This window comes from Streptomyces sp. NBC_00207, from assembly GCF_045160965.1.
Taxonomy (GTDB): domain Bacteria; phylum Actinomycetota; class Actinomycetes; order Streptomycetales; family Streptomycetaceae; genus Streptomyces.
This window is the reverse complement of sequence record NZ_CP130715.1, coordinates 3,107,035-3,129,140: the sequence shown is the minus strand read 5'-3', so window position 1 is coordinate 3,129,140 and position 22,106 is coordinate 3,107,035. Positions and strand designations below refer to the sequence as shown.

General features: G+C 71.4%; 20 protein-coding genes. 11 read left to right on the top strand and 9 right to left on the bottom strand.

From position 1 onward, the window contains the following. The first annotated feature begins 64 nt into the window (after positions 1–64). Entirely contained in the window at positions 65–277 is a 213-nt protein-coding gene (locus tag OG472_RS14910) for a hypothetical protein (protein ID WP_319721050.1), read from the top strand. A 249-nt stretch (positions 278–526) separates the two neighbouring features. Here the strand turns inward: OG472_RS14910 and OG472_RS14905 are convergent, their stop codons facing one another. Together OG472_RS14905 and OG472_RS14900 are read right to left on the bottom strand one after the other, a co-directional pair. Next, positions 527–1,234 (bottom strand): class I SAM-dependent methyltransferase, encoded by a 708-nt coding sequence (locus OG472_RS14905; RefSeq protein ID WP_401601365.1) that lies wholly within the window; start codon positions 1,232–1,234, stop codon positions 527–529. 74 nt (positions 1,235–1,308) lie between these two features. After that, a complete protein-coding gene (locus tag OG472_RS14900) occupies positions 1,309–1,917 on the bottom strand; it encodes a DUF3043 domain-containing protein (RefSeq protein WP_401601363.1) in 609 nt (202 codons plus the stop codon). Between the two features lie 261 nt (positions 1,918–2,178). Here OG472_RS14900 and OG472_RS14895 point away from each other — a divergent pair, with 261 nt between their 5' ends. Then, complete coding sequence (locus tag OG472_RS14895; RefSeq protein ID WP_401601360.1) at positions 2,179–2,973, top strand: PspA/IM30 family protein; 795 nt, start codon at positions 2,179–2,181, stop codon at positions 2,971–2,973. A 13-nt stretch (positions 2,974–2,986) separates the two neighbouring features. After that, positions 2,987–3,265 (top strand): PspA-associated protein PspAA, encoded by a 279-nt coding sequence (gene pspAA, locus OG472_RS14890; protein ID WP_401601359.1) that lies wholly within the window; start codon positions 2,987–2,989, stop codon positions 3,263–3,265. Positions 3,266–3,374: 109 nt separating this feature from the next. Here pspAA and OG472_RS14885 read toward each other — a convergent pair whose 3' ends face one another. Further along, complete coding sequence (locus OG472_RS14885) at positions 3,375–4,151, bottom strand: hypothetical protein (protein WP_401601356.1); 777 nt, start codon at positions 4,149–4,151, stop codon at positions 3,375–3,377. A 70-nt stretch (positions 4,152–4,221) separates the two neighbouring features. On the opposite strand from OG472_RS14885, the gene OG472_RS14880 reads away from it, so the two are divergent. From OG472_RS14880 to OG472_RS14870, 3 genes are all read left to right on the top strand, one after another. Continuing rightward, positions 4,222–5,043, top strand: a complete 822-nt coding sequence (locus OG472_RS14880) for an adenosylcobinamide-GDP ribazoletransferase (protein ID WP_401601354.1) — start codon at positions 4,222–4,224, stop codon at positions 5,041–5,043. A 72-nt stretch (positions 5,044–5,115) separates the two neighbouring features. Further along, positions 5,116–5,844 (top strand): response regulator, encoded by a 729-nt coding sequence (locus tag OG472_RS14875; RefSeq protein ID WP_405941527.1) that lies wholly within the window; start codon positions 5,116–5,118, stop codon positions 5,842–5,844. A 136-nt stretch (positions 5,845–5,980) separates the two neighbouring features. After that, on the top strand, positions 5,981–9,124 hold the full coding sequence (locus OG472_RS14870; protein ID WP_405829803.1) for an efflux RND transporter permease subunit: 3,144 nt from the start codon (positions 5,981–5,983) through the stop codon (positions 9,122–9,124). Positions 9,125–9,216: 92 nt separating this feature from the next. On the opposite strand, the gene OG472_RS14865 is transcribed toward OG472_RS14870, so the two are convergent. The 3 genes from OG472_RS14865 to nadA form a co-directional block, all read right to left on the bottom strand. After that, on the bottom strand, positions 9,217–11,526 hold the full coding sequence (locus tag OG472_RS14865; protein ID WP_405941526.1) for a caspase, EACC1-associated type: 2,310 nt from the start codon (positions 11,524–11,526) through the stop codon (positions 9,217–9,219). After that, the gene (locus tag OG472_RS14860; RefSeq protein ID WP_405941525.1) at positions 11,513–11,905 is read right to left on the bottom strand and encodes a hypothetical protein; all 393 of its coding nucleotides are present in this window, start codon (positions 11,903–11,905) and stop codon (positions 11,513–11,515) included. Before OG472_RS14860 ends, OG472_RS14865 begins: the two co-directional genes overlap by 14 nt. Positions 11,906–11,990: 85 nt before the next feature. Beyond that, positions 11,991–13,178: a quinolinate synthase NadA gene (gene nadA, locus OG472_RS14855; RefSeq protein ID WP_319721042.1), complete on the bottom strand. Its 1,188-nt coding sequence runs from the start codon at positions 13,176–13,178 to the stop codon at positions 11,991–11,993. A gap of 291 nt (positions 13,179–13,469) precedes the next feature. Here nadA and erpA point away from each other — a divergent pair, with 291 nt between their 5' ends. Next, entirely contained in the window at positions 13,470–13,826 is a 357-nt protein-coding gene (gene erpA, locus OG472_RS14850) for an iron-sulfur cluster insertion protein ErpA (protein WP_030010511.1), read from the top strand. A 99-nt stretch (positions 13,827–13,925) separates the two neighbouring features. Here erpA and OG472_RS14845 read toward each other — a convergent pair whose 3' ends face one another. Both OG472_RS14845 and OG472_RS14840 read right to left on the bottom strand, forming a co-directional pair. Continuing rightward, the gene (locus tag OG472_RS14845; RefSeq protein WP_405941524.1) at positions 13,926–15,380 is read right to left on the bottom strand and encodes a hypothetical protein; all 1,455 of its coding nucleotides are present in this window, start codon (positions 15,378–15,380) and stop codon (positions 13,926–13,928) included. 77 nt (positions 15,381–15,457) lie between these two features. Continuing rightward, positions 15,458–15,697 carry a hypothetical protein gene (locus tag OG472_RS14840; RefSeq protein WP_383575158.1) on the bottom strand — a complete coding sequence of 80 codons (240 nt, stop codon included), beginning with the start codon at positions 15,695–15,697 and terminating at the stop codon, positions 15,458–15,460. Between the two features lie 131 nt (positions 15,698–15,828). Here OG472_RS14840 and OG472_RS14835 point away from each other — a divergent pair, with 131 nt between their 5' ends. Further along, positions 15,829–16,803 (top strand): carbohydrate kinase family protein, encoded by a 975-nt coding sequence (locus OG472_RS14835; protein WP_401601339.1) that lies wholly within the window; start codon positions 15,829–15,831, stop codon positions 16,801–16,803. A gap of 443 nt (positions 16,804–17,246) precedes the next feature. Here OG472_RS14835 and OG472_RS14830 read toward each other — a convergent pair whose 3' ends face one another. Further along, positions 17,247–18,626, bottom strand: a complete 1,380-nt coding sequence (locus OG472_RS14830) for a cysteine desulfurase/sulfurtransferase TusA family protein (RefSeq protein ID WP_405941523.1) — start codon at positions 18,624–18,626, stop codon at positions 17,247–17,249. Positions 18,627–18,917: 291 nt separating this feature from the next. Between OG472_RS14830 and coxB the strand changes: the two genes are divergently transcribed. From coxB to OG472_RS14815, 3 genes are read left to right on the top strand one after another with little or no spacing between them, the layout of a single operon-like run. After that, a complete protein-coding gene (gene coxB, locus OG472_RS14825; RefSeq protein WP_383575164.1) occupies positions 18,918–19,889 on the top strand; it encodes a cytochrome c oxidase subunit II in 972 nt (323 codons plus the stop codon). Then, entirely contained in the window at positions 19,886–21,619 is a 1,734-nt protein-coding gene (ctaD, locus tag OG472_RS14820) for a cytochrome c oxidase subunit I (protein WP_401601332.1), read from the top strand. The genes coxB and ctaD overlap by 4 nt, the downstream gene beginning before the upstream one ends. Next, the gene (locus OG472_RS14815; protein WP_376620148.1) at positions 21,616–22,014 is read left to right on the top strand and encodes a cytochrome c oxidase subunit 4; all 399 of its coding nucleotides are present in this window, start codon (positions 21,616–21,618) and stop codon (positions 22,012–22,014) included. The genes ctaD and OG472_RS14815 overlap by 4 nt, the downstream gene beginning before the upstream one ends. Positions 22,015–22,106 lie beyond the last annotated feature (92 nt).

The following is a 22,106-nucleotide window of genomic DNA, read 5'->3' as shown; positions in this document are numbered from 1 at the left end:
ATCTGCGGGCAGACTCAAGGCGGCGAGCAGCGTGCGAGCAGCGGACGAGCAAATGGAGGCGGACATGGCGTGGACGTGGCGGTTCGAGACGGCCGACGGCACCGAGACGAGCCCGTCGGTGGTACCGGAGGAGTTCACCACGCAGGGGGACGCGGAGTCCTGGATCGGCGAGTACTGGAAGGACCTGCTGGAAGGCGGCACTGAGCAGGTGAAGCTGTCCGACGACAGCGGTACCGAGCTCTACACGATGAGCCTGCGCTCAGCCCTCGAGGCCTGACCCTGCCGGGGGCTCGGCGGCTCTGATCGTGAGTCGCCGGGCAACCTCAGCCTCGCCGGCGTTTGAGGCGCGGGGTCTGGGGCGGAGCCCCTGGGGGCACCTCCCAGCGGTAGCTGGGGGAGAACCCGGCTCCGCCGGGCACCGGGCTCCGCCCGGACCTGCTCCTCAAACGCCGGAGGGGCTGGTTTGTGCCGGCGAGGTTGGTTCGTGCCGGCAGGCAGCGGGCACCGGGCGCGGCCCGGAGAACCACTAGCCCCGTACGCCGCACAGGTGCAGCAGCGCGGCGACGCCGCGGTAGGGGTCGGTCCGCCCCGCGCGGTCCTCAGCGGCCAGCAGCCGCTCCAGCTCCTCGTCGGGCGGCAGGGACTCGGCCGCCTCGGTGCCGTCGGTGAAGACGCGTACGCCGTACCAGGCCCCCAGCGGTGCGCCGATCCCGGACAGCGTGGCCGTGAGCCCGGCCAGCCGGTCGGCGCGCACGTCCAGGCCCAGCCGGTTCGTGTACTCGGTGCCGTCGAAGGCGTCCAGCGCGCCCTTCCAGTCGCCGTCCAGCCCGGGCCGCATGGCGAGCGCGTCGCCGTTGCGCACCAGCAGGGACAGCAGACCGCCGGGTGCGAGCATCCGGGCCAGCCCGGCGAGCATGGCGTCCGGCTCGGGCACGTACATCAGCACCCCGTGGCACAGCACCACGTCGAAGCTGCCCGGCAGGAAGTGGGCGCCGGTCTCGCGCCCGTCCCCCTCCATGAGCTGCACGCGGTCGCGGATCCCGGCGGGCTCCTCGGCCAGCGCCTCACGGGCGACGGCCAGCATGGCGGGGTCCTTCTCCAGGCCCGTCACCTTGTGTCCGGCCCGGGCCAGCCGCAGCGCCTGGGTGCCCTGGCCCATCCCCACGTCGAGGACGCGCAGCCGCTGCCCGACCGGGAAGCGGTGCGCGATCTGCTCGTCGACCTGCCGGCCCACCAGTTCCTGCCGGACGGCGTTGCGCAGTCCGCCGAGGCCCTCGAGCCAGATCCGCGCGCCCTCGGAGAATCCGCTCAGGGCCGTTCCCCGCGCTTGACCTGCGGCTTCGGCAGGCGCAGCCGGCGCATCTGGAGGGTGCGCATGAGGCCGTACGCGATCGCGCCGCGGCGCGGCTCGTCCGGGAAGCGCGTGCTCAGCGCCTTGCGCAGGCGGAACACCAGGCCGATGGAGTCGAGGATGATCAGGGCGATCACGCCGAGCCAGAGCAGCAGCGCGATGTTCTGGATCGCCGGCTGCCGGACCATGCTGAGCACCAGGATGACCACGGCCAGGGGCAGGAACATCTCGGCGACGGAGAAGCGGGAGTCCACGAAGTCGCGGACGTACCTGCGGACGGGACCCTTGTCCCGGGTGGGCAGGTAACGCTCGTCGCCGCTGGCCAGTGCCTCGCGCTGCTTGGCCATCTCGGCACGGCGGCGCTCACGGGCTCGCTTGGCATCCTCCTTGCGGTTGCCGGTCGAGGCCACCACGCTCTTGCGCTGCGACTGGGCCACAGCACGCTTCGGCGTAGGGCGGCCCTTCGGGGCCTGCGGGTCACGGGGCTGCGAGAGGTCGGCGCTCACCTTGTCGGTGGCGGCGGCCTTCTCTTCCTTGGAGGAGCGGCTACCAAACACAAAACCCAAGCCTACGTGGTTGCGGGCACGGGCCCCACCCCGCTGGGGAACGATCCGGCAACGGCGGGCGTCTTCCCATTGCACGGTGTGTGCGGTGGCCGCCTCTCCTGGGATCACCTACTCCTTACGCCTGATACGGCGCGGGTGTAGTCGTCCTGGAGGAGGAGCGCATCCGTACTCGAACAGTGCGGTAATGGAGACAGGGCCCGTACTGTGGGTCCTGTCGGTGACCTGGAGCACAGTCCGTCTAGAAGGGGGCGCGCGAAGCCCATGAGCGGTGTCATGAAGCGTATGGGGATGATCTTCCGCGCGAAGGCGAACAAGGCCCTTGACCGGGCCGAGGACCCGCGCGAAACCCTCGACTACTCGTACCAGAAGCAGCTGGAGCTGCTGCAGAAGGTGCGCCGCGGAGTCGCCGATGTCGCGACCTCCCGCAAGCGCCTGGAGCTGCAGCTGAACCAGCTCCAGGGGCAGTCCGCCAAGCTGGAGGACCAGGGCCGCAAGGCCCTCGCCCTCGGCCGCGAGGACCTGGCCCGTGAGGCCCTGTCCCGCCGCGCCTCGCTCCAGCAGCAGGTCAGCGACCTGGAGGTGCAGCACCAGACCCTGCAGGGCGAGGAGGAGAAGCTGACCCTCGCCGCCCAGCGGCTCCAGGCCAAGGTGGACGCCTTCCGGACGAAGAAGGAGACCATCAAGGCCACCTACACCGCGGCCCAGGCGCAGACCCGGATCGCGGAGTCCTTCTCCGGCATCTCCGAGGAGATGAGCGACGTCGGCCTGGCCATCCAGCGGGCCGAGGACAAGACCGCCCAGCTGCAGGCCCGCGCCGGCGCGATCGACGAGCTGCTGGCCTCCGGCGCGCTCGACGACCAGAGCGGGCTGGGCTCCAAGGACGACATCCAGGCCGAGCTGGACCGCCTGTCGGGCGGTACGGACGTGGAGCTGGAGCTCCAGCGCATGAAGGCCGAGCTGGCGGGCGGCCCGTCCGCGCAGCAGCAGGCCATCGAGGGCGGTGCCCCGGGCAACGCCCAGCAGTCGCAGACCCAGCACCGGTTCGACAAGCAGTAGGACGGGGCCCGTCATGATTGTCCGCATCATGGGGGAGGGCCAGGTGGAGCTGGCCGACCGTCACCTCGCCGAGCTCAACAAGCTGGACGACGAACTGCTCGCGGAGCTGGAGAGCGGGGACTCGGAGGGCTTCCGGCGCACGCTGGGAGCCCTGCTCGAAGCGGTGCGGCGGCTGGGCGAGCCGCTCCCGGACGACGCGCTGGAGCCGTCCGAGCTGATCCTGCCCGGCCCCGACGCGAGCCTCGACGAGGTCAGGGAGATGCTCAGCGACGACGGGCTGATCCCGGGCTGAGTCCGGGCCGGTCCCCGGCGGACGCCGCACACGGACGCACCGGCATACCGCACACGGACACACCGACAGCACGACGGGCCCTTCCCTTCCGGGGGAGGGCCCGTCGGCGTCACGGCGGGGGCGGCTTCTCCAGGGAGACCGCGGTCCGCTCGGGGTCGGGGGTGCCGCCGATGAAGTTCTCGAACCTGCGGCGCGGCCGCGCCCAGCGCCGGTCGTGGTGGAAGGCGCGCAGCCCCGCCTTGGCGCGGGCGCGCGGGCGGTTCGCGTAGAACCTCTTCGCGTACGGGGACCCGGGCCGGGCCAGCCGGATCGCCCCGACCAGCGCCACGAACGGGACGATCACGCCGAAGAGCGCGGTGCGCGCCTTGCCCTTCCACAGGGCGATCAGGGCCAGGAAGAAGTTGCCGGCCGCGTTCATGGCGACCAGTCCGCGGCTCTGGCGCTCCTCGGGGGTCAGGTCGTTCACCCCGAAGGGCACGAACCCGCCCAGGACGAGGGCCACGACCGCCGCCGTCACGACCACGATCTCCACGCTCTTGCGGCCCTGCTCGCTCCAGTAGACGTCGTCGAGGTGCAGGATCAGCGCGAACTCGTCCAGGACCAGGCCCGCGCCCAGCCCGAAGATCACGGCCGAGAGCGCCCCGCCGAAGCCGTACCGGCCGGCGGCGACCGCGCCGAAGCCGCCGATGATCACGAGGATCACGCCGGGGACGACGTGGTGGATGTGCAGACCGCCCGGGGTGACGTTCTTGAACGGGCCCCGGCCGGCCCGGATCAGCCGGGTGATCACACGGGTGACCAGGAACGACATCACGAAGGAGACCAGAGCGAGCAGCAGGGGGAGCTTGCCCGGTTCGACGATGTTCCGATACCACCAGTGACCCATCCCACGGACTCCCTATTTGGCACGTAATGGGTAATTTACCGCTCGCGTCGAAGGGGTAGCGTTCCCGCCGATGACAGATTCGTTCGATGGCCCGCCCCTGACGCCGCCCCCGGAACGCGCCTCGTTCCCCGACGGCCTCCGCTTCGCGTTCGGCACCCTCACCGTGCTGCCCGCCCGCATCACCCGCTGGGACCGGCCCGCCGCCCGCACCGGGATGGCCTGCGCCCCGCTCGCCGGGCTGGTCGTGGGCGTGCTCGCGGCCGTGCCCGGAGTGCTCCTGCTGGTGCTCGGCGGGGGCCCGCTGCTCGCCGCGGCCGTCACCGTCGCCGTACCGGCCGCGCTGACCCGGGGGCTGCACCTGGACGGGCTCGCCGACACGGCGGACGGCCTGGGCAGCGCCAAACCCGCCGACGAGGCCCTGCGCATCATGAAGCAGTCCGACATCGGCCCCTTCGGCGTCGTGACCCTGGTGATCGCGATGCTGGTGCAGGTGGCGGCCCTGTCCGACGTGTACGCCGACAGCTGGATCCGCGGCGCCCTCGCCGCCGTGGTCGCCGCCGTCACGGCCCGCCTCGCCATGACCCTGGCCTGCCGCGAAGGCGTCCCGGCCGCCCGCCCCGGCGGGCTCGGCGCCGCCGTCGCCGGGGTGGTCCCGCGCGCCGTCGCCGCCGCGATCGCCGTGCTCGTCGTCGCCGCGGCCGCGGCCGCCGCCCTCCCGCTGGGCCTCCCCGCCGCCGGCCGGCAGGCGGCGGCCGTCCTGGTGGCCCTGCTCGCCGCACAACTGCTGCTCCGCCGCTGCGTACGCCGCTTCGACGGGGTCACCGGCGACGTCTTCGGCGCCCTCGCCGAGGTCGCGGCGACCACCGCCCTGATCGTCCTCGCCCTGGGCTAGGCCGACTCCGGCGCCGTCCGGTCCGACGGGACCCGTGCGGCCGGCCCGGGCGGGCCCGCGTACGCTCACCCCGTGGACGACACGCCGACGGACCTGCCCGCCGCCGCGCCCATCAGGGTGCTGCTCGCCGACGACCAGGCACTGCTGCGCAGCGCCTTCAAGGTGCTCGTCGACTCCGAGCCCGACATGGAGGTCGTCGGTGAGGCCTCCGACGGGGCGCAGGCCTTCGAACTGGCCCGCAGCACCCGCGCCGACGTCGTGCTCATGGACATCCGGATGCCCGGTACCGACGGGCTCGCCGCCACCCGCATGATCAGCGCCGACCCGGAACTCGCCGCCGTGCGCGTGGTGATGCTGACGACTTTCGAGGTCGACGAGTACGTGGTCTCGGCCCTGCGGGCCGGCGCCTCCGGCTTCCTCGGCAAGGGAGCCGAGCCCGAGGAGCTGCTCAACGCCATCCGCGTGGCCGCCGCCGGCGAGGCCCTGCTCTCCCCGGCCGCCACCAAAGGCCTCATCGCCACCTTCCTCGCGCAGGGCGGCGGCGCCGACCCGGCCGCCGGCGGAGCCTCGGCCGGGATGCACGCGGAGCGGCTCGCCGCGCTGACCGTCCGGGAGCGCGAGGTCCTCGTACACGTCGCCGCGGGGCTGTCCAACGACGGGATCGCCGGACGGCTGGAGGTCAGCCCGCTCACCGTCAAGACCCACGTGAACCGGGCCATGGCCAAGCTCGGAGCCCGCGACCGGGCGCAATTGGTGGTCATTGCCTACGAATCGGGCCTGGTCCGCCCGCGCGCGGAGTAGTACGGCAGGGTGCGGCGTACTACGGACGCGGTATGCCGCACATAAGGACGGGACCTGCGAGCGACGCAACGCACCCGGCTGATGGGACAGGGTGGGAGGGACCTCGCGTTCGTCACTGCAGAGAGATTCCATAACCATGTCGTGGCTGTCCCGCTTCAGCCTTGCCCAAAGAGCCCTGGTCGGCCTCGTGTCGATCGTGGCGCTCCTCTTCGGCGCCATAGCCATCCCGCAGCTCAAGCAGCAGCTGCTGCCCTCCATCGAACTGCCGATGGTGTCCGTGCTCGCGCCGTACCAGGGCGCCTCGCCCGACGTGGTGGAGAAGCAGGTCGTCGAACCGATCGAGGCCATGCTCAAGGGTGTCGACGGCATCACCGGCATCACCTCCACCGCCAGCGAGGGCAACGCCCTCATCATGGCCACCTTCGACTACGGCGACAGCGGCACCAAGCAGCTCGTCGCCGACGTCCAGCAGGCCGTGAACCGGGCCCGCGTCCGGCTGCCCGCCGAGGTGGACCCGCAGGTGGTCGCCGGTTCCACCGACGACATCCCGACCGTCATCCTCGCCGTCACCTCCGACAAGGACCAGCAGGCGCTCGCCGACCAGCTGGAACGGTCCGTCGTCCCCGTCCTGTCGGACATCGAGGGCGTCGGCCAGGTCAGCGTCGACGGCGTCCAGGACCTCCAGGTCACCGTCACCCCCGACGAGGCCAGGCTTGCGGCCGCCGGTCTCGACGGCGCCGCGCTCGCCCAGGGCCTCCAGGCGGGCGGCGCGGCCGTACCCGCCGGCTCCTTCGACGAGGCGGGCAAGAACCGCACCGTACGCGTGGGCGCCGGCTACACCTCCCTCGCCCAGGTGGAGGACCTGCGCCTGAGCCCCGGACCCGGCAAGCCGGCCGTCCGCCTCGGCGACGTCGCCACCGTGAAGCAGGAGCCGGCCAAGGCCGACTCCATCACCCGCACCAACGGCAAGCCCAGCCTCGCCCTCGTCCTCACCATGGACAAGGACGGCAGCGCCGTCGCCATCTCCGACGCCGTCAAGGACAAGCTCCCCGAGCTGCGTTCCACCCTCGGCGCCGGCGCCGACCTGACCGTCGTCAGCGACCAGGGCCCGGCCGTCGCCAAGTCCATCTCCAGCCTCACCACCGAGGGCCTGCTCGGCCTGCTCTTCGCGGTGATCGTGATCCTGGTGTTCCTGGCCTCGCTGCGCTCGACGCTGGTCACCGCGGTCTCCATCCCGCTGTCCGTGGTCCTCGCGCTCATCGTGCTGTGGACCCGCGACCTGTCGCTCAACATGCTGACCCTGGGCGCCCTCACCATCGCCATCGGCCGTGTCGTCGACGACTCGATCGTGGTCCTGGAGAACATCAAGCGCCACCTCGGCTACGGCGAGGAGCGCGAGGCCGCCATCGTCACCGCGGTCAAGGAGGTCGCCGGCGCGGTCACCTCCTCCACGCTCACCACCGTCGCCGTCTTCCTCCCGATCGGCCTCACCGGCGGCATGATCGGCGAGCTCTTCGGTTCCTTCTCGCTCACCGTCACCGCGGCCCTGCTGGCCTCGCTGCTCGTCTCCCTGACGGTCGTTCCGGTCCTGTCGTACTGGTTCCTCAGCGCGCCCAAGGGCATCACGGCCGGCGACGCAGAGAGTGCCGCGAAGGTCCGGCGCGAGGCCGAGGAGAAGGAGTCGCGCAGCCGCCTCCAGCGGTTCTACGTCCGCGTCCTGGGCTTCGCCACCCGGCGCCGCCTGACCAGTGTGGCCATCGCCGTGGTCGTCCTCATCGGCACCTTCGGGATGACCCCGATGCTGAAGACGAACTTCTTCGACCAGGGCGAGCAGGACCTCCTGACGGTCAAGCAGGAGCTCGCCCCGGGCACCTCGCTGGCCGCCGCCGACGAGGCGAGCCGCAAGATCGAGAAGGTGCTGGCCTCGGTCGAGGGCGTCAAGAGCTACCAGGTCACCGTCGGCTCCTCCGGCTTCCTCGCGGCCTTCGGCGGCGGTACGGGCTCCAACCAGGCCTCGTACCAGGTCTCGCTGAAGGACGCGGGCGACGGGGACGCGGTGAAGAAGCAGATCGAGGACAAGCTGGCCGGGCTCGACGGCATCGGCGACACCCGCATCTCGGCGGGCGACGCCTTCGGCAGCCAGAACCTCAGCGTGGTCGTCAAGGCCGGCGACGGCGAGGTCCTCGCCAAGGCCGCCGAGCAGGTCCGCGCCGAGGTGGCCAAGCTGGACAACGTCACCGACGTACAGAGCGACCTGTCCCAGTCCGTGCCCCGCATCTCGGTGACCGCCACCCCCAAGGCCGCGGAGGCGGGCCTGAACCAGGCCGCCCTCGGTGCGATCGTCGCGCAGGCCGTACGGGGCAACCCGGCGGGCAAGGCCGTACTGGACGACACCGAGCGGGACATCGTCATCAGGTCCGCGCAGCCGGCCACCACCCTGGCCGAACTGCAGGCGCTCCCGGTCGGCCCGGTCAAGCTCGGCGACATCGCCGAGGTCAAGGAGGTCCCCGGCCCGGTCGCGATGACCCGGATCGACGGCGCCCGCGCCGCGACCGTCACCGCACGCCCGCAGGGCGACAACACGGGCGCGGTCAGCGCCGAGCTCCAGACGAAGCTCAAGGCCCTGGACCTGCCCGAGGGCGCCACCGCCTCCATCGGCGGCGTCTCCGAGGACCAGGACGAGGCCTTCGGCTCGCTCGGCCTGGCCATGCTCGCGGCCATCGCGATCGTGTTCATGCTGCTGGTCGCGACCTTCCGCTCGCTGATCCAGCCGCTGATCCTGCTGGTCTCCATCCCGTTCGCGGCGACCGGTGCACTCGGCCTGCTCATCGCCACCGGCACCCCGATGGGCGTCCCGGCGATGATCGGCATGCTGATGCTCATCGGCATCGTGGTGACCAACGCGATCGTCCTGATCGACCTGGTCAACCAGTACCGCTCCCAGGGCCTGGGCGTCGTCGAAGCGGTCATCGAGGGCGGCCGGCACCGGCTGCGCCCGATCCTGATGACGGCCCTGGCGACGATCTTCGCGCTGCTCCCGATGGCGCTCGGCGTCACCGGCGAGGGCGGCTTCATCTCGCAGCCGCTCGCGGTCGTGGTGATCGGCGGCCTGGTCAGCTCGACCCTGCTGACGCTGCTCCTGGTGCCGACCCTCTACACGATGGTCGAACTCCGCAAGGAGCGCCGCCGCGCCAAGCGCTCGGCGAAGCGCGAGGCCCGCCTGACGGTGGTCCCGGCCCCCCAGAAGGCCTCGGACGAGGAGTCCCCGGCCACGGTCTGACCGGAGCGCCGGCAGCCACGGCGAGGCGGCGTCCCGCAACGGCGGGGCGCCCCTTCGCGCTGTCCGGCCCCCCCGCCCGCTCGCAGAGCGACCTAGACCAGCGACAGGTACGCGGTCACGGCGCTCTCGACGGCTTCCAGCATCACGCTCGTGTACGCGGCGGGGACCCAGACCCCGGCCTCCTCGGCCGGGACGACCCGGGTGCGCAGCGCCTCGTAGGTGACCTCCGGCCAATCGGAACGGATCCGGGCGATCACCGCGCCCGGATCCGGATCCCCGTGGTTCTCGGCCAGGGCCCACAGCGGCTGGGAGAACGCCTCCCGCAGGGCCGCGCCGACCCCGTCCTGCTCCGCGCCGTCCACCGGGGCCGTCCAGTGCGCCAGCGCCGCCAGCGCTGCGGCCTCGCCGGGCAGCACGCCGCCGGACAGCGCGGCCTGCCCGCGGCGCACGGCCCTCCGTACGAGCGCCCTGCGCTCCCGGACGGCACCTTCGTCCGTACCGCCGACGAAGAGGTCGCAGACGGTGCCGGCCAGCACGAACCGGTCCACGGTCTCGGGGGGCCAGTCCCCGCGGAGGGGGTCCCGGAAGCGCTGGACATGGGCGGCGTAGCGGTCGGCGGCCCCGCCTCCGTCGACCAGCGCCACGGTCCGGTCGGTGGCGATCACCCGCCGGGCGCTGCCGAAGAACGACGTCCCGAGCGTCCGTATCTCCGTCGTCCGGGTGAAGACGGAGGCGGTGGTGAAGAGGGAGAGGATCTTGCACTGGGTCTCGCGCCAGCCGGCGGACGAGGCGGGCAGGGGGACGGCCATGCAGGGCGGCCCGCCCGTGAGGCTGTGCTCCGCGAGGACGGCCAGCGCGTCCTCGCCGAACGAGGGGGCGACCAGGACCAGCGGCCGCCGGTCCTGCATCTCGACCGCGGCCCGGCCGTCGTCCGCCGAGGAGATCGGCACTTCGCTGACCAGCACCGCTGCGTCCCGCAGGACGACCAGCCCCGTCAGCTCGTCGGTGGCGAGGTACGGGGAGAGGTGGCCGTCCCGCAGCACGCAGGCGGCGGAGACCCGGCTGGTGATGCCGAAGCCGGCGGACGGCTCGATGGTGACGAGATTTTCGGGGCCGGCGCCGAGCACGGCCCTGACCACGCTCGACGTGAGCTCGGGATCGGCCTGCTCCGGTGCCTCGGGCGCGACGGCCCGCAGGACCTCGGCCTCGCCGGAGTTCCCCGGGCGGCCGCCCGCGAGGAGGAGCGTCTCCCGCGCCAGGCCGAGGAGCGCCGAGACGGTGTGGTTCAGCACGGTCGGGTGCGTTCCCCGGGCGAGCGCGGGCTGGAGTGCCCGTACCAGCGCGTCGAAGAGCACCACCGCGGTCACGGTGCCGTCCTGCGAACGCCCGTACTGGTCGGCGACGAGGTCGCGGACGAGCCCGACCCCGAGCGCCGCGTGGCCGCGCCCCGCCGGCAGGGCGGCGACGATCTCCCGCGTGTCCGTGCTGCTGTACGGGGTGCCGTGCGGGTCGCTGAGCAGGACCCGCCGGGGGACGGGACCCAGGGTCCGCTTCAGGGGCGTGGCCGCCGAGGAGATGCCGGCCAGGATCTCCACGGCCGGGCTGCCCAGGGCGGGCAGCGGCCGGGGGAGCGGCTGCGGCGCCGAACCGGCGGTGGCCCGGCGGGCGATCTTGAGGTCGCCCTGGCCGCCGAGGATCCAGCGCAGCGGGTTCTGGCGGGCGTCGCGGGTCAGCATCTCCTCGCGGACGTGGCCGTAGAGGTCGTCGACCGAGATCCAGCCGTCGCCGTCGCGGTCGGCTCGCCCGGAACGCAGCCCTTCGACGGCCGCCGCGGTGAACACGGAGAGCTGTCCCTCCCCGTTCCCGGTGGCAGGGCCGTCGCCCTCCCAGGCCGGCTGGAGCGCGTCCGTGGCCGTGATCACCGCCACCCCGGTGTCCTTGAACTCCTCCAGCAGGTGCACGGACGTGTCCGCCGACTTCGCGCCGCCCGGCCGGAAGGCCCCGCTGTAGCAGCAGTCGAGCAGCACCAGGACCTTGCGCGACGCGCAGCGGATCAGCTGGCCGTTGACGAACGAGGCCGCGACGGAGGTCGAGTCGAGCAGATCGCGGTCGGTGTCGGCGGCGGCGAAGTGCAGCTGGAGCTTGGAGTCCTTGATGCCGTGGCAGGACAGGTAGAGCAGCAGCTGGTCGTTCGGCTTGCGGTGGATGAAGAAGCGCTCGATCTCGCGCCGCACGATGTGCGCGGGCTGGTCGATGACCGGGCGGACGGCGTACCCGCCGACGTCCGGATCGCTGAGCACCCCGGACAGCTCCATGGCGTCGAGCCCGGGCGAGCGGAGCCGGGCGAGGCGGCTGTCCTCGTAGGCGGAGGTGCCGATGACGAGCGCTTCACGCACCGTCATCGTGCGGCTCCCGGGCCGGGGAGGCGGTGTGGGCGATGAAGTGGTCGATCAGCCGCTGCCGCTCCTCGGCGGTCAGCCGGCCGGCCTCGAACTCGTTCTCCCCGAGCCGTACGCGGACCTGCCGCGAGGAGGCCCACTGCACCCAGGACTCGAAGGCCGCGACCACGGCGGCGATCAGCGGCGGGCCGGCGGCCACCACGATCTCGGTGGTGGTCAGGGCGCCGGACTTGGTGCCGGGCGCGGCGGGCAGCTCCGCGGAGCGGACCTCGTCCACTCCCAGTTCCTCCAGCGCCGCGACCAGCTCGGCGCGGGCCTCCTCCTGCTGCTGTGCGTCGGCGTCGGCGCCCGCGTCGGCCAGGACCTCGAAGTAACGCGTCATTGCGATCAACTCCCCTCAGTACCGGGGAGGTTAAACGAAAGGGGCACCCGTGGGGTGCCCCTTTCGTCGATCGATTGCCGGACGGCTACGGGAGCGCCAGCATGCGCTCCAGGGCGAGCTTCGCGAAGCTCTCCGTCTCCTTGTCGACCTGGATCTGGTTGACGAGGGTGCCCTCGGCCAGGGACTCCAGGGTCCACACCAGGTGCGGCAGGTCGATGCGGTTCATCGTCGAGCAGAAGCAGACCGTCTTGTCGAGGAAGACGACCTCCTTGTCCTCCGCGGCGAATCGATTCGCCAGGCGGCGGACCAGGTTCAGCTCGGTGCCGATGGCCCACTTGGAGCCGGCCGGGGCCGCCTCCAGCGCCTTGATGATGTACTCCGTCGAGCCGACGTAGTCCGCGGCCGCCACGACCTCGTGCTTGCACTCGGGGTGGACCAGGACGTTCACGCCGGGGATGCGGGCGCGGACGTCGTTGACCGAGTCGACCGAGAACCGGCCGTGGACCGAGCAGTGCCCGCGCCACAGGATCATCTTGGCGTTCCGCAGCTGCTCGGCGGTCAGGCCGCCGTTCGGCTTGTGCGGGTTGTAGAGCACGCAGTCGTCCAGGGACATGCCCATGTCGCGGACGGCGGTGTTGCGGCCCAGGTGCTGGTCCGGGAGGAAGAGCACCTTCTCGCCCTGCTCGAAGGCCCACTCCAGGGCCTTCTTCGCGTTCGACGAGGTGCAGATCGTGCCGCCGTGCTTGCCGGTGAAGGCCTTGATGTCGGCGGAGGAGTTCATGTACGAGACGGGAACCGTCGCACCGGCGATGCCGGCCTCGGTCAGCACGTCCCAGCACTCCGCGACCTGCTCGGCGGTGGCCATGTCGGCCATCGAGCAGCCGGCGGCCAGGTCCGGCAGGACCACCTTCTGGTCGTCCGAGGTCAGGATGTCCGCGGACTCGGCCATGAAGTGCACGCCGCAGAAGACGATGTACTCGGCCTCCGGCTTGGCGGCCGCGTCCTTGGCCAGCTTGAAGGAGTCGCCGGTGACGTCGGCGAACTCGATGACCTCGTCACGCTGGTAGTGGTGGCCGAGGATGAAGACCTTGTCCCCCAGCTTCTCCTTGGCCGCGCGGGCACGCTCCACGAGGTTCGGGTCCGAGGGCGAGGGCAGGTCGCCGGGGCACTCCACCCCGCGCTCGCTCTTGGGGTCGGCCTCGCGGCCGAGCAGCAGCAGGGCAAGGGGCGTCGGCTGGACGTCCAACGGCTGGGCGGTGGTCACGACACGCACCCTTTCTGTTCTGCGACAAGGGACTTCTGGATCATCGCTTCGACTTCTCGTCTACTTGACGTTATCTATCATAACCGCTTCACGTCAGTTTGACGATGCCGATAGTGTCAATGTGACGCATCAGCCCTCGATCCGTCGGCCCGCCCCGCGCGCGGTGTGCGAGCATGGAATATCTGAAACAAGCGTCGGGTCCCGGAATGAATCCGCGGTCCCGCTCGTTGCCACCGACGGCAAGAGTCCGACGTTTCCCCGTCTCCGGCGGGGAGCCGCCCACTTCGGGAGTGAATGCAGATGTCCGTACAGGACGACAAGACCACCGTGAGCGACGGCATCCTCCTGTCCGACGCCGCCGCCGAAAAGGTCAGGACCCTGCTGGAGCAGGAAGGCCGCGATGACCTGGCGCTGCGCGTCGCCGTCCAGCCCGGTGGCTGCTCCGGCCTGCGCTACCAGCTCTTCTTCGACGAGCGCTCCCTCGACGGCGACGTCGTGAAGGACTTCGACGGTGTGAAGGTCGTCACGGACCGGATGAGCTCCCCGTACCTCCACGGCGCGTCCATCGACTTCGTCGACACCATCGAGAAGCAGGGCTTCACGATCGACAACCCGAACGCCACGGGCTCCTGCGCCTGCGGCGACTCGTTCAGCTAAGCCTGGACGCTCAGCGCATCCCCACGACGAGGGCCCGCCTCCGGTCGCATCGACCGGAGGCGGGCCCTCGCCGCATGCCCGGGGGCCGGGCGCCCGCTCCTACTGCCGGGGGAGCGCCTTGCCCGTCGTCGCGTCGAGCACCTTCCGGTCGCCCAGCGGCTGCTGCAGCGTGGCCGTCAGGGACTTCTCCTCCGCAAGCATGATGCAGGCCTGACCCGGCTTGTTCGGGGTGTCCGTGATCTTCACCAGGACCGACTCGGCCGACTCCCGCACCTCCAGGGCGTAGGTGCTGCACACGCTGCCCCAGAAGTTCACGGTCAGCTTCCGGTCGGCCTCCGCGTACGAGAATCCGGGCACGGTACGACCGTCCTTCGGGCCCGGGGTGCTCTCCTCGGCGGAGGCCGGCTGGGCCACCGTGTGGGCGGGCGCGCCGCCGCGGCCCGCCACCTCGAAGAGCCAGGCCGGGACCAGGCCCCGCGAGCCGTTCACCGTGCCCGGAGCCAGCCCGAGCACCGCGCCCTGGACCGTCTCCGTCCGCGGGGGCTTCATGGGCCGCGGCTCCGGGTTGCACGGCACCGTGTCGGTGGCCGTCACCGGGGCGTCCGGCGCCAGCGGGACCGCGGTGGCGCAGCCGCTGGGGTCGGGTGCGACGCCCTCCCGGCCGCCCGACTTCGCGTTCAGCTTGGCCAGCGCCTCCACGGCCCCGACCACCGGCTGCTCGGCCGCCCGTACGGGGGCCTTCAGCTCGCCGCTGCCGCCCACCACCGAGCCGTCGCCGGCCACGCTCACCTTCGTGGACCAGCCCTGCGTGGGCAGCCCGCCGAGCACCGGATCGGCGCTGACGACCCGCACCGAACCCTGGGCGAGCCGGGCGTCGAGCTTCGCCCCGTCCAGCCCCGCGGCGGCCAGCACGGGGGCCGCGGCGGCCTTGGCGGCCTCCTCGGACACCGGCTTGGCCGAGGAGGCGGGCTTGTCCGCGCCCGCGACCGCGCCGCCGTCCTGCGGGACGGTCGCGGGGCCACAGGTGTCCTTGCCGCGGGCGCAGTCGTCCCCGGTGCCGTTGGCCGGTGCCTGGAAGCGGGCGAAGTTCCAGGTCCCCGGAGCCGTACGGCTCACCGTGAGCCGGGGACCGGAGCCGTCGGCGGCCTCCCCGGCCAGCCATACGTCCCCGGCCAGCCGCGGCTCGCCCGCAATGCCGAGGGCCGCGGCGAGCCGGGCCACCTCTGCCGAGGTGACCTCGCCCGACGCGGCGAAGGCGGGCGTGGAGGCCGGCCCCTCCGGGAGCTTCACGTCGGCCCGGTAGACGACCCCCTCGCCGGACGGATCGGGCTCACCGGGCGCGATGCCCGGCCCCGGGGGGTCTCCCGCGTCACGGGGCGCCGAGGCCGCGCTGTCACCCGTACGGTGGCCCGGCCCGCCGTCGCCGTGGGCGGTGGACGCCCAGTACGCGGTGCCGCCGCCCGCGAGCAGCACCGCGGCCGCGATCGAGCCGACGGCCCAAGCGGGCCGCCGTCGTGTGCCGCCGCGTGATGTGTCGGGTTGTTCGCTGGTCACCGCATCGCTCCTTCACCGGTCCCGCCGTGTCTGATGCGGGTGTGACGGAACAGGGCCGCAACCGGTTCCCCGCCCTCCTACTGGTCCCCGTACGCCGCGGTGGAGGCGATCAGCCGCGCCGAGGCCGACGGGACGCTGATGCCGTGGATCTGGGAGGGCGCCACCCGGGCCGGCCGGGGGTCCGCCGGGACCGCCCAGTGCGGGGCCATCCGGGCGCAGTCGCCCAGCAGCCGGGCGAGGCCGGGCTGCCGGGGGGCTTCCGTGCCGCGCTTGTCCGCGGTGTACTCGCCGTAGCCGTAACCATCGGTATAGGTCATGAAGGCACCGTAGGCATCGGGGCTCTCGCGAAGAAAGAGCTACTAAGGGGTAGTTTCTGGGGTTCGGCCTGAGGTCGCTCACCGGGTAGTTTTGACTGTCCCTCGCCGTCCTCAGCAGGAGCGTCCACGCCGTGCGCATTGCAGTCACCGGCTCCATCGCCACCGACCACCTCATGACCTTCCCCGGCCGTTTCGCCGACCAGCTGGTCGCCGACCAGCTGCACACGGTCTCCCTCTCCTTCCTCGTCGACAACCTCGACGTGCGACGGGGCGGCGTCGGCCCGAACATCTGCTTCGGCATGGGGCAGCTCGGCAGCCGCCCGATCCTGGTCGGAGCCGCCGGCTCCGACTTCGACGAGTACCGCGCCTGGCTGGACCGGCACGGCGTCGACACCGAGTCCGTCCGGATCTCCGAGGTGCTGCACACCGCGCGCTTCGTGTGCACCACGGACGCCGACCACAACCAGATCGGCTCCTTCTACACGGGCGCGATGAGCGAGGCCCGCCTGATCGAGCTGAAGTCCGTGGCCGACCGGGTCGGCGGGCTGGACCTGGTCCTGATCGGCGCGGACGACCCCGAGGCGATGCTGCGCCACACGGAGGAGTGCCGGACGCGGGGGATCCCCTTCGCCGCCGACTTCTCGCAGCAGATCGCCCGGATGGACGGCGACAACATCCGCACCCTGATGGAGGGCGCGACGTTCCTCTTCTCGAACGAGTACGAGAAGGGCCTCATCGAGTCGAAGTCGGGCTGGACCGACGCGGAGATCCTGGCGAAGGTCGGCACGCGCGTGACCACGCTGGGCTCCAACGGCGTCAGGATCGAGCGGGTCGGCGAGGCACCGATCGTGGTCGGCTGCCCGGAGGAGACCGCGAAGGTCGACCCGACGGGTGTCGGCGACGCGTTCCGCGCCGGGTTCCTCACGGGGCTGGCCTGGGGTGTGGGCCTGGAGCGGGCCGCGCAGCTGGGCTGCATGCTCGCGACGCTGGTCATCGAGACGCTCGGCACCCAGGAGTACACCCTGGCCCGGGCCCACTTCATGGAGCGCTTCACGAAGGCCTACGGCGAAGAGGCCGCGGCGGAGGTCCGCGCCCACCTCTCCTGACCCGCCCGGCGGCGCCGAGCCCACGCGAGGCGCCGCCGGCAAAATCAGCCTCGCCGGCGTTTGAGTGGGGGTCCCCCCGGACGAAGTCTGGGGGAGGTCCGGGCGGAGCCCGGTGCGCCGGCGGAGCCCGGTGGTCCTGCCCGATGCCGGGTGCGGCGCCGCCGCCGGGGCTCCGGCCCAGACCCCTCACGGCGCTCCGCGCCCGCGCCTCAAACGCCGGCGAGGCTGAATGACCGGGGCTCCGCCCCGCACCCCGCTCCTCAAACGCCGGAGGGGCTGGATTGGCCGGCGGTGGCCTTCAAGGCCGTGCCTCGGACACCGCGGGGCTGAAAGACCCAGGGCTCCGCCCTGAACCCCGCTCCTCAAACGCCGGCGGGGCTGGGTTGGCCGGCGGGACCGGGTTTGTCGGCGGTGGCCTTCAAAGGCCGTGCCTCGGGCAGCGCTCAGAGCAGGCGGCGGACCGTGTAGGCGGAGCCGGTGTCGCGGGGGGTTTCCCCCACGTACTCGTGGCCCCGCATCGCGCACCACGCCGGAATGTCCAGCCGGGCCACCTCGTCGTCGGAGACGACCGTGACCGTGCCGCCCACCGGAACCCGGAAGATCGCCCGGGCCAGTTCGATCACCGGCTGCGGGCACCGCAGACCGAGCGCGTCGAGCTCCAGGAAGTCCGCCACCGGCTGCACCGCCGGCGGCTCCGACACGCCGAGCCGCTCCCGTACGCCCGCCACCGCACCCGGCAGCACCTCCAGGAACGCGTTGACCTCCTCCGCCGTGGTCCCCGGCGGCAGGGACACCCGTACGTTGCCCTCCGACAGCACGCCCATCGCCCGCAGCACGTGACTGGGGGTCAGGGTGGAGCTCGTGCACGAGGAGCCCGAGGAGACCGAGAAGCCCGCCCGGTCCAGCTCGTGCAGAAGCGTCTCCCCGTCGACGTACAGGCAGGAGAAGGTGACGAGGTGCGGCAGCCTCCGGTCCGCGTCGCCGACCACCTCCACGTCCGGGACCAGCCGCACCACCCGCCGCCGGATCCGGTCCACCAGGGTCCGAAGCCGGGCCGCCTCCGCGTCCGCCTCGGCCCGTACGGCCCGCAGGGACGCCGCGGCCGCCACGATCGCGGGGAGGTTCGCGAACCCGGGGGAGCGCCCCGACTCCCGCTCGTCGGAGGGGTGTTGGGGGGCGAACCGGACGCCCTTGCGGACCGCCAGCAGGCCGACCCCGGGCGGGCCGCCCCACTTGTGGGCGCTCGCGGCCAGGACCGACCAGGCTCCCTCCACCGGACCCCAGCCCAGCGACTGCGCCGCGTCCACCAGCAACGGCACCCCGGCCGCCGCGCAGACCTCGGCCACCTCCGCCACCGGCTGGACGGTGCCCACCTCGTGATTGGCCGACTGCAGGCAGGCGAGGGCGGTCGTCGGGAGCAGCGACTCCGCGTACCCGGCCGCGGTCACCGCGCCCGACCGGTCCACCGGGACCTCGGTCACCGTCCCGCCGTGCGCCTCGTGCGCCGCCGCCGCGTGGAGTACAGAACTGTGTTCGACCGCGGACACGGCCAGATGGCCTCCGACGCGCCGCCGCCCCGCGAGGACCCCCGCCACCCCCGTGTGAACCGCGTGCGTCCCCGAAGGAGTGAACACGAGCTCGTCGGGGCGGCATCCCACCGATTCCGCCGCGGCCTCCCGCGCCGCGTCCAGCAACAGCCGGGCGCGCCTGCCCTCCCGGTACAGCCTGGCCGGATCGGCCCAGCCCTCGTCCAGGGAGGCCTGCAACGCCTGCCGGGCCACGGGGTGCAGGGGGGCGGCGGACGCGCTGTCGAAGTACGGCATCCGGCCACCGTAAGGCAAGGCGGCGAGTCCGGGAGCGTTCGAGGTCAGGGGGCGTCAGTTGTGCTCCGGAGTCCGCCATTCAGGGCCGCATCCGCCGTCCCCCGGACGGCGGATCCATCCCTTCGGGGGCTGTAGCGGCGCGTTGGGCACCCTCCCCGCGCGACCCCAAATAGCGTCCAGTAGGGTTTGGTCCGCATAAACATCCAAACCCCTGCCTGCGTCAGGGCCGGCGACCGACCCGAACACGGCCGCGGCCGGCCGCGCGGGCCGAGACTCTCGGGAAGGCGCTACGTGAGTCCCTACGGCTCCGACCGCTCGCCGCGGCGCCCGATGCGGCGGAAGCTGCTGCAGGCGCTGACTGCGGGCGCGGTCCTGGCGACCGCCACTGGTTGCTCGTATAACTGGAAAAGCTTCCCCCGCCTCGGAATGCCGACGCCGGTCACCGAGGAGGCGCCGCGCATCCTCTCCCTGTGGCAGGGCTCCTGGGCGGCCGCGCTCGTCACGGGCATCCTGGTCTGGGGCCTGATCATCTGGAGCGTCATCTTCCACCGGCGCAGCCGGACGAAGGTGGAGGTCCCCCCTCAGACCCGGTACAACATGCCCATCGAGGCGCTGTACACCGTGGTCCCGCTCATCATCGTCTCGGTGCTCTTCTACTTCACCGCGCGTGACGAGTCGAAGCTGCTCGCCCTCTCGAAGCCGGCGCACACGATCAACGTGATCGGCTTCCAGTGGAGCTGGGGCTTCAACTACGTGGAGAACGTCGACGGCGACGGGGCGACCCCGAAGAAGGGCGAGGTTCCCAAGGAGCTCGCCTCGATCCCGGACCGCTTCACCAAGGCCTTCCCGGAGGGCGCCGAGGGCGTCTACGAGAAGGGCGTCCCGGGCGACAAGAACCCCCAGACGGGCAACCCGGGTCCGACCCTGGTCCTGCCCAAGGGCGAGAAGGTCCGCTTCATCCTGTCGTCCAACGACGTCATCCACTCCTTCTGGGTGGTCCCCTTCCTGTTCAAGCAGGACGTCATCCCGGGCCACACCAACGTCTTCGAGGTCACCCCGAGCCAAGAGGGCACCTTCATGGGCAAGTGCGCCGAGCTCTGCGGCGTCGACCACTCCCGGATGCTCTTCAACGTCAAGGTGGTCTCGCCCGAGAAGTACCAGGCGTACCTGAAGGAGCTGGCCGAGAAGGGCCAGACCGGCTTCCTGCCCGCCGGCATCCAGCAGACCGACCCGGCCCGGAATGCGGAAGTGAACAAACTGTGAGCATCCTCAACGAATCCCAGGGTGCCGCCGCAGCTGACTCGTACGAGAACGAGCTGCCGGTACGGCGCAAGCAGCCGGGCAACGTGGTCGTGAAGTGGCTCACCACCACCGACCACAAGACCATCGGCACGATGTACCTGCTGACGTCGTTCGTGTTCTTCATCATCGGCGGAGTCCTGGCGCTCTTCATGCGCGCCGAGCTGGCCCGTCCGGGTACGCAGATCATGTCGAACGAGCAGTTCAACCAGGCGTTCACCATGCATGGCACGATCATGCTGCTGATGTTCGCCACCCCGCTGTTCGCGGGCTTCGCGAACTGGATCATGCCGCTGCAGATCGGCGCGCCCGACGTGGCGTTCCCGCGGCTGAACATGTTCGCCTACTGGCTGTACCTCTTCGGCTCGACCATCGCGGTGGCCGGCTTCGTGACGCCGAACGGCGCCGCCGACTTCGGCTGGTTCGCCTACTCCCCGCTGTCGGACGCGGTCCGCTCGCCGGGCATCGGCGCCGACATGTGGATCATGGGTCTGGCCTTCTCGGGCTTCGGCACGATCCTCGGCTCGGTCAACTTCATCACCACGATCATCTGCATGCGCGCACCCGGCATGACGATGTTCCGCATGCCGATCTTCACCTGGAACGTGCTGCTGACCGGTGTCCTGGTCCTGCTCGCCTTCCCGGTGCTGGCCGCCGCGCTCTTCGCGCTGGAGGCCGACCGCAAGTTCGGTTCGCATGTGTTCGATGCCGCGAACGGCGGCGCATTGCTGTGGCAACACCTCTTCTGGTTCTTCGGACATCCAGAGGTGTACATCATCGCGTTGCCATTCTTCGGAATCGTCTCCGAGATCATTCCGGTCTTCTCGCGCAAGCCGATGTTCGGTTACATCGGCCTGATCGCCGCGACGATCGCGATCGCCGGCCTCTCGGTGACCGTGTGGGCCCACCACATGTACGTCACCGGCGGTGTGCTGCTGCCGTTCTTCTCCTTCATGACCTTCCTGATCGCGGTACCGACCGGTGTGAAGTTCTTCAACTGGATCGGCACCATGTGGAAGGGCTCGCTGTCCTTCGAGACCCCGATGCTCTGGACGATCGGCTTCCTGGTCACCTTCACCTTCGGTGGTCTGACCGGCGTCATCCTGGCCTCGCCCCCGATGGACTTCCACGTCTCCGACTCGTACTTCGTCGTCGCGCACTTCCACTACGTCGTCTTCGGCACCGTGGTCTTCGCGATGTTCGCCGGCTTCCACTTCTGGTGGCCGAAGTTCACGGGCAAGATGCTGGACGAGCGCCTCGGCAAGATCACCTTCTGGACGCTGTTCATCGGCTTCCACGGCACGTTCCTGGTGCAGCACTGGCTGGGCGCCGAGGGCATGCCGCGTCGTTACGCGGACTACCTCGCGGCCGACGGCTTCACCACGCTGAACACGATCTCCACGATCAGCTCGTTCCTGCTCGGCATGTCGATGCTTCCCTTCATGTACAACGTCTGGAAGACGGCCAAGTACGGCAAGAAGGTCGAGGTCGACGACCCGTGGGGTTACGGCCGTTCGCTCGAGTGGGCGACCTCCTGCCCGCCGCCGCGGCACAACTTCCTCACCCTGCCGCGGATCCGCTCCGAGTCCCCGGCCTTCGACCTGCACCACCCGGAGATCGCGGCCCTCGACCACCTCGAGGACCACAGCGTCGCGGCCCAGGCCGTCACCGGTGGCAAGGAGGCCGGCAAGTGAAGATCCAGGGCAAGATGTTCCTCTGGCTCTCCTTCTTCATCCTGATCATGGCCGTCGTGTACGGCGTGTGGTCGAAGGAGCCCGTCGGTACCACCGCGCTCTTCCTGGCCTTCGGCCTGAGCGTCATGATCGGCTACTACCTGGCCTTCACGGCCAAGCGCGTCGACGAGATGGCCCAGGACAACCTGGAGGCCGACGTCGCCGACGAGGCCGGCGAGCTGGGGTTCTTCTCCCCGCACAGCTGGCAGCCGCTCTCGCTGGCCATCGGTGGCGCGCTCGCCTTCATGGGCGTCATCTTCGGCTGGTGGCTCATGTACTTCTCGGCCCCGATCATCGTGATCGGCCTGTGGGGCTGGGTGTACGAGTACTACCGCGGTGAGAACGCGAACCAGTAGGCAGCACCTGCGCGCGGCGTGCCGCGCGAGCACTTGGGGCCCGGACACCTCTTCGGAGGAGTCCGGGCCCCTCGTTTGCAGTCACCCCGCGC

Bases quoted from the DNA above. Each gene is read 5' to 3' on its own strand.
- OG472_RS14865 (WP_405941526.1), bottom strand. From the start codon at position 11,526: ATGACGGTGCGTGAAGCGCTCGTCATCGGCACCTCCGCCTACGAGGAC.
- OG472_RS14830 (WP_405941523.1), bottom strand. From the start codon at position 18,626: ATGCCGTACTTCGACAGCGCGTCCGCCGCCCCCCTGCACCCCGTGGCC.
- OG472_RS14870 (WP_405829803.1), top strand. From the start codon at position 5,981: ATGTCGTGGCTGTCCCGCTTCAGCCTTGCCCAAAGAGCCCTGGTCGGC.
- OG472_RS14910 (WP_319721050.1), top strand. From the start codon at position 65: ATGGCGTGGACGTGGCGGTTCGAGACGGCCGACGGCACCGAGACGAGC.
- OG472_RS14840 (WP_383575158.1), bottom strand. From the start codon at position 15,697: ATGACCTATACCGATGGTTACGGCTACGGCGAGTACACCGCGGACAAG.
- OG472_RS14885 (WP_401601356.1), bottom strand. From the start codon at position 4,151: ATGGGTCACTGGTGGTATCGGAACATCGTCGAACCGGGCAAGCTCCCC.
- OG472_RS14860 (WP_405941525.1), bottom strand. From the start codon at position 11,905: ATGACGCGTTACTTCGAGGTCCTGGCCGACGCGGGCGCCGACGCCGAC.
- OG472_RS14880 (WP_401601354.1), top strand. From the start codon at position 4,222: ATGACAGATTCGTTCGATGGCCCGCCCCTGACGCCGCCCCCGGAACGC.
- OG472_RS14895 (WP_401601360.1), top strand. From the start codon at position 2,179: ATGAGCGGTGTCATGAAGCGTATGGGGATGATCTTCCGCGCGAAGGCG.
- erpA (WP_030010511.1), top strand. From the start codon at position 13,470: ATGTCCGTACAGGACGACAAGACCACCGTGAGCGACGGCATCCTCCTG.
- pspAA (WP_401601359.1), top strand. From the start codon at position 2,987: ATGATTGTCCGCATCATGGGGGAGGGCCAGGTGGAGCTGGCCGACCGT.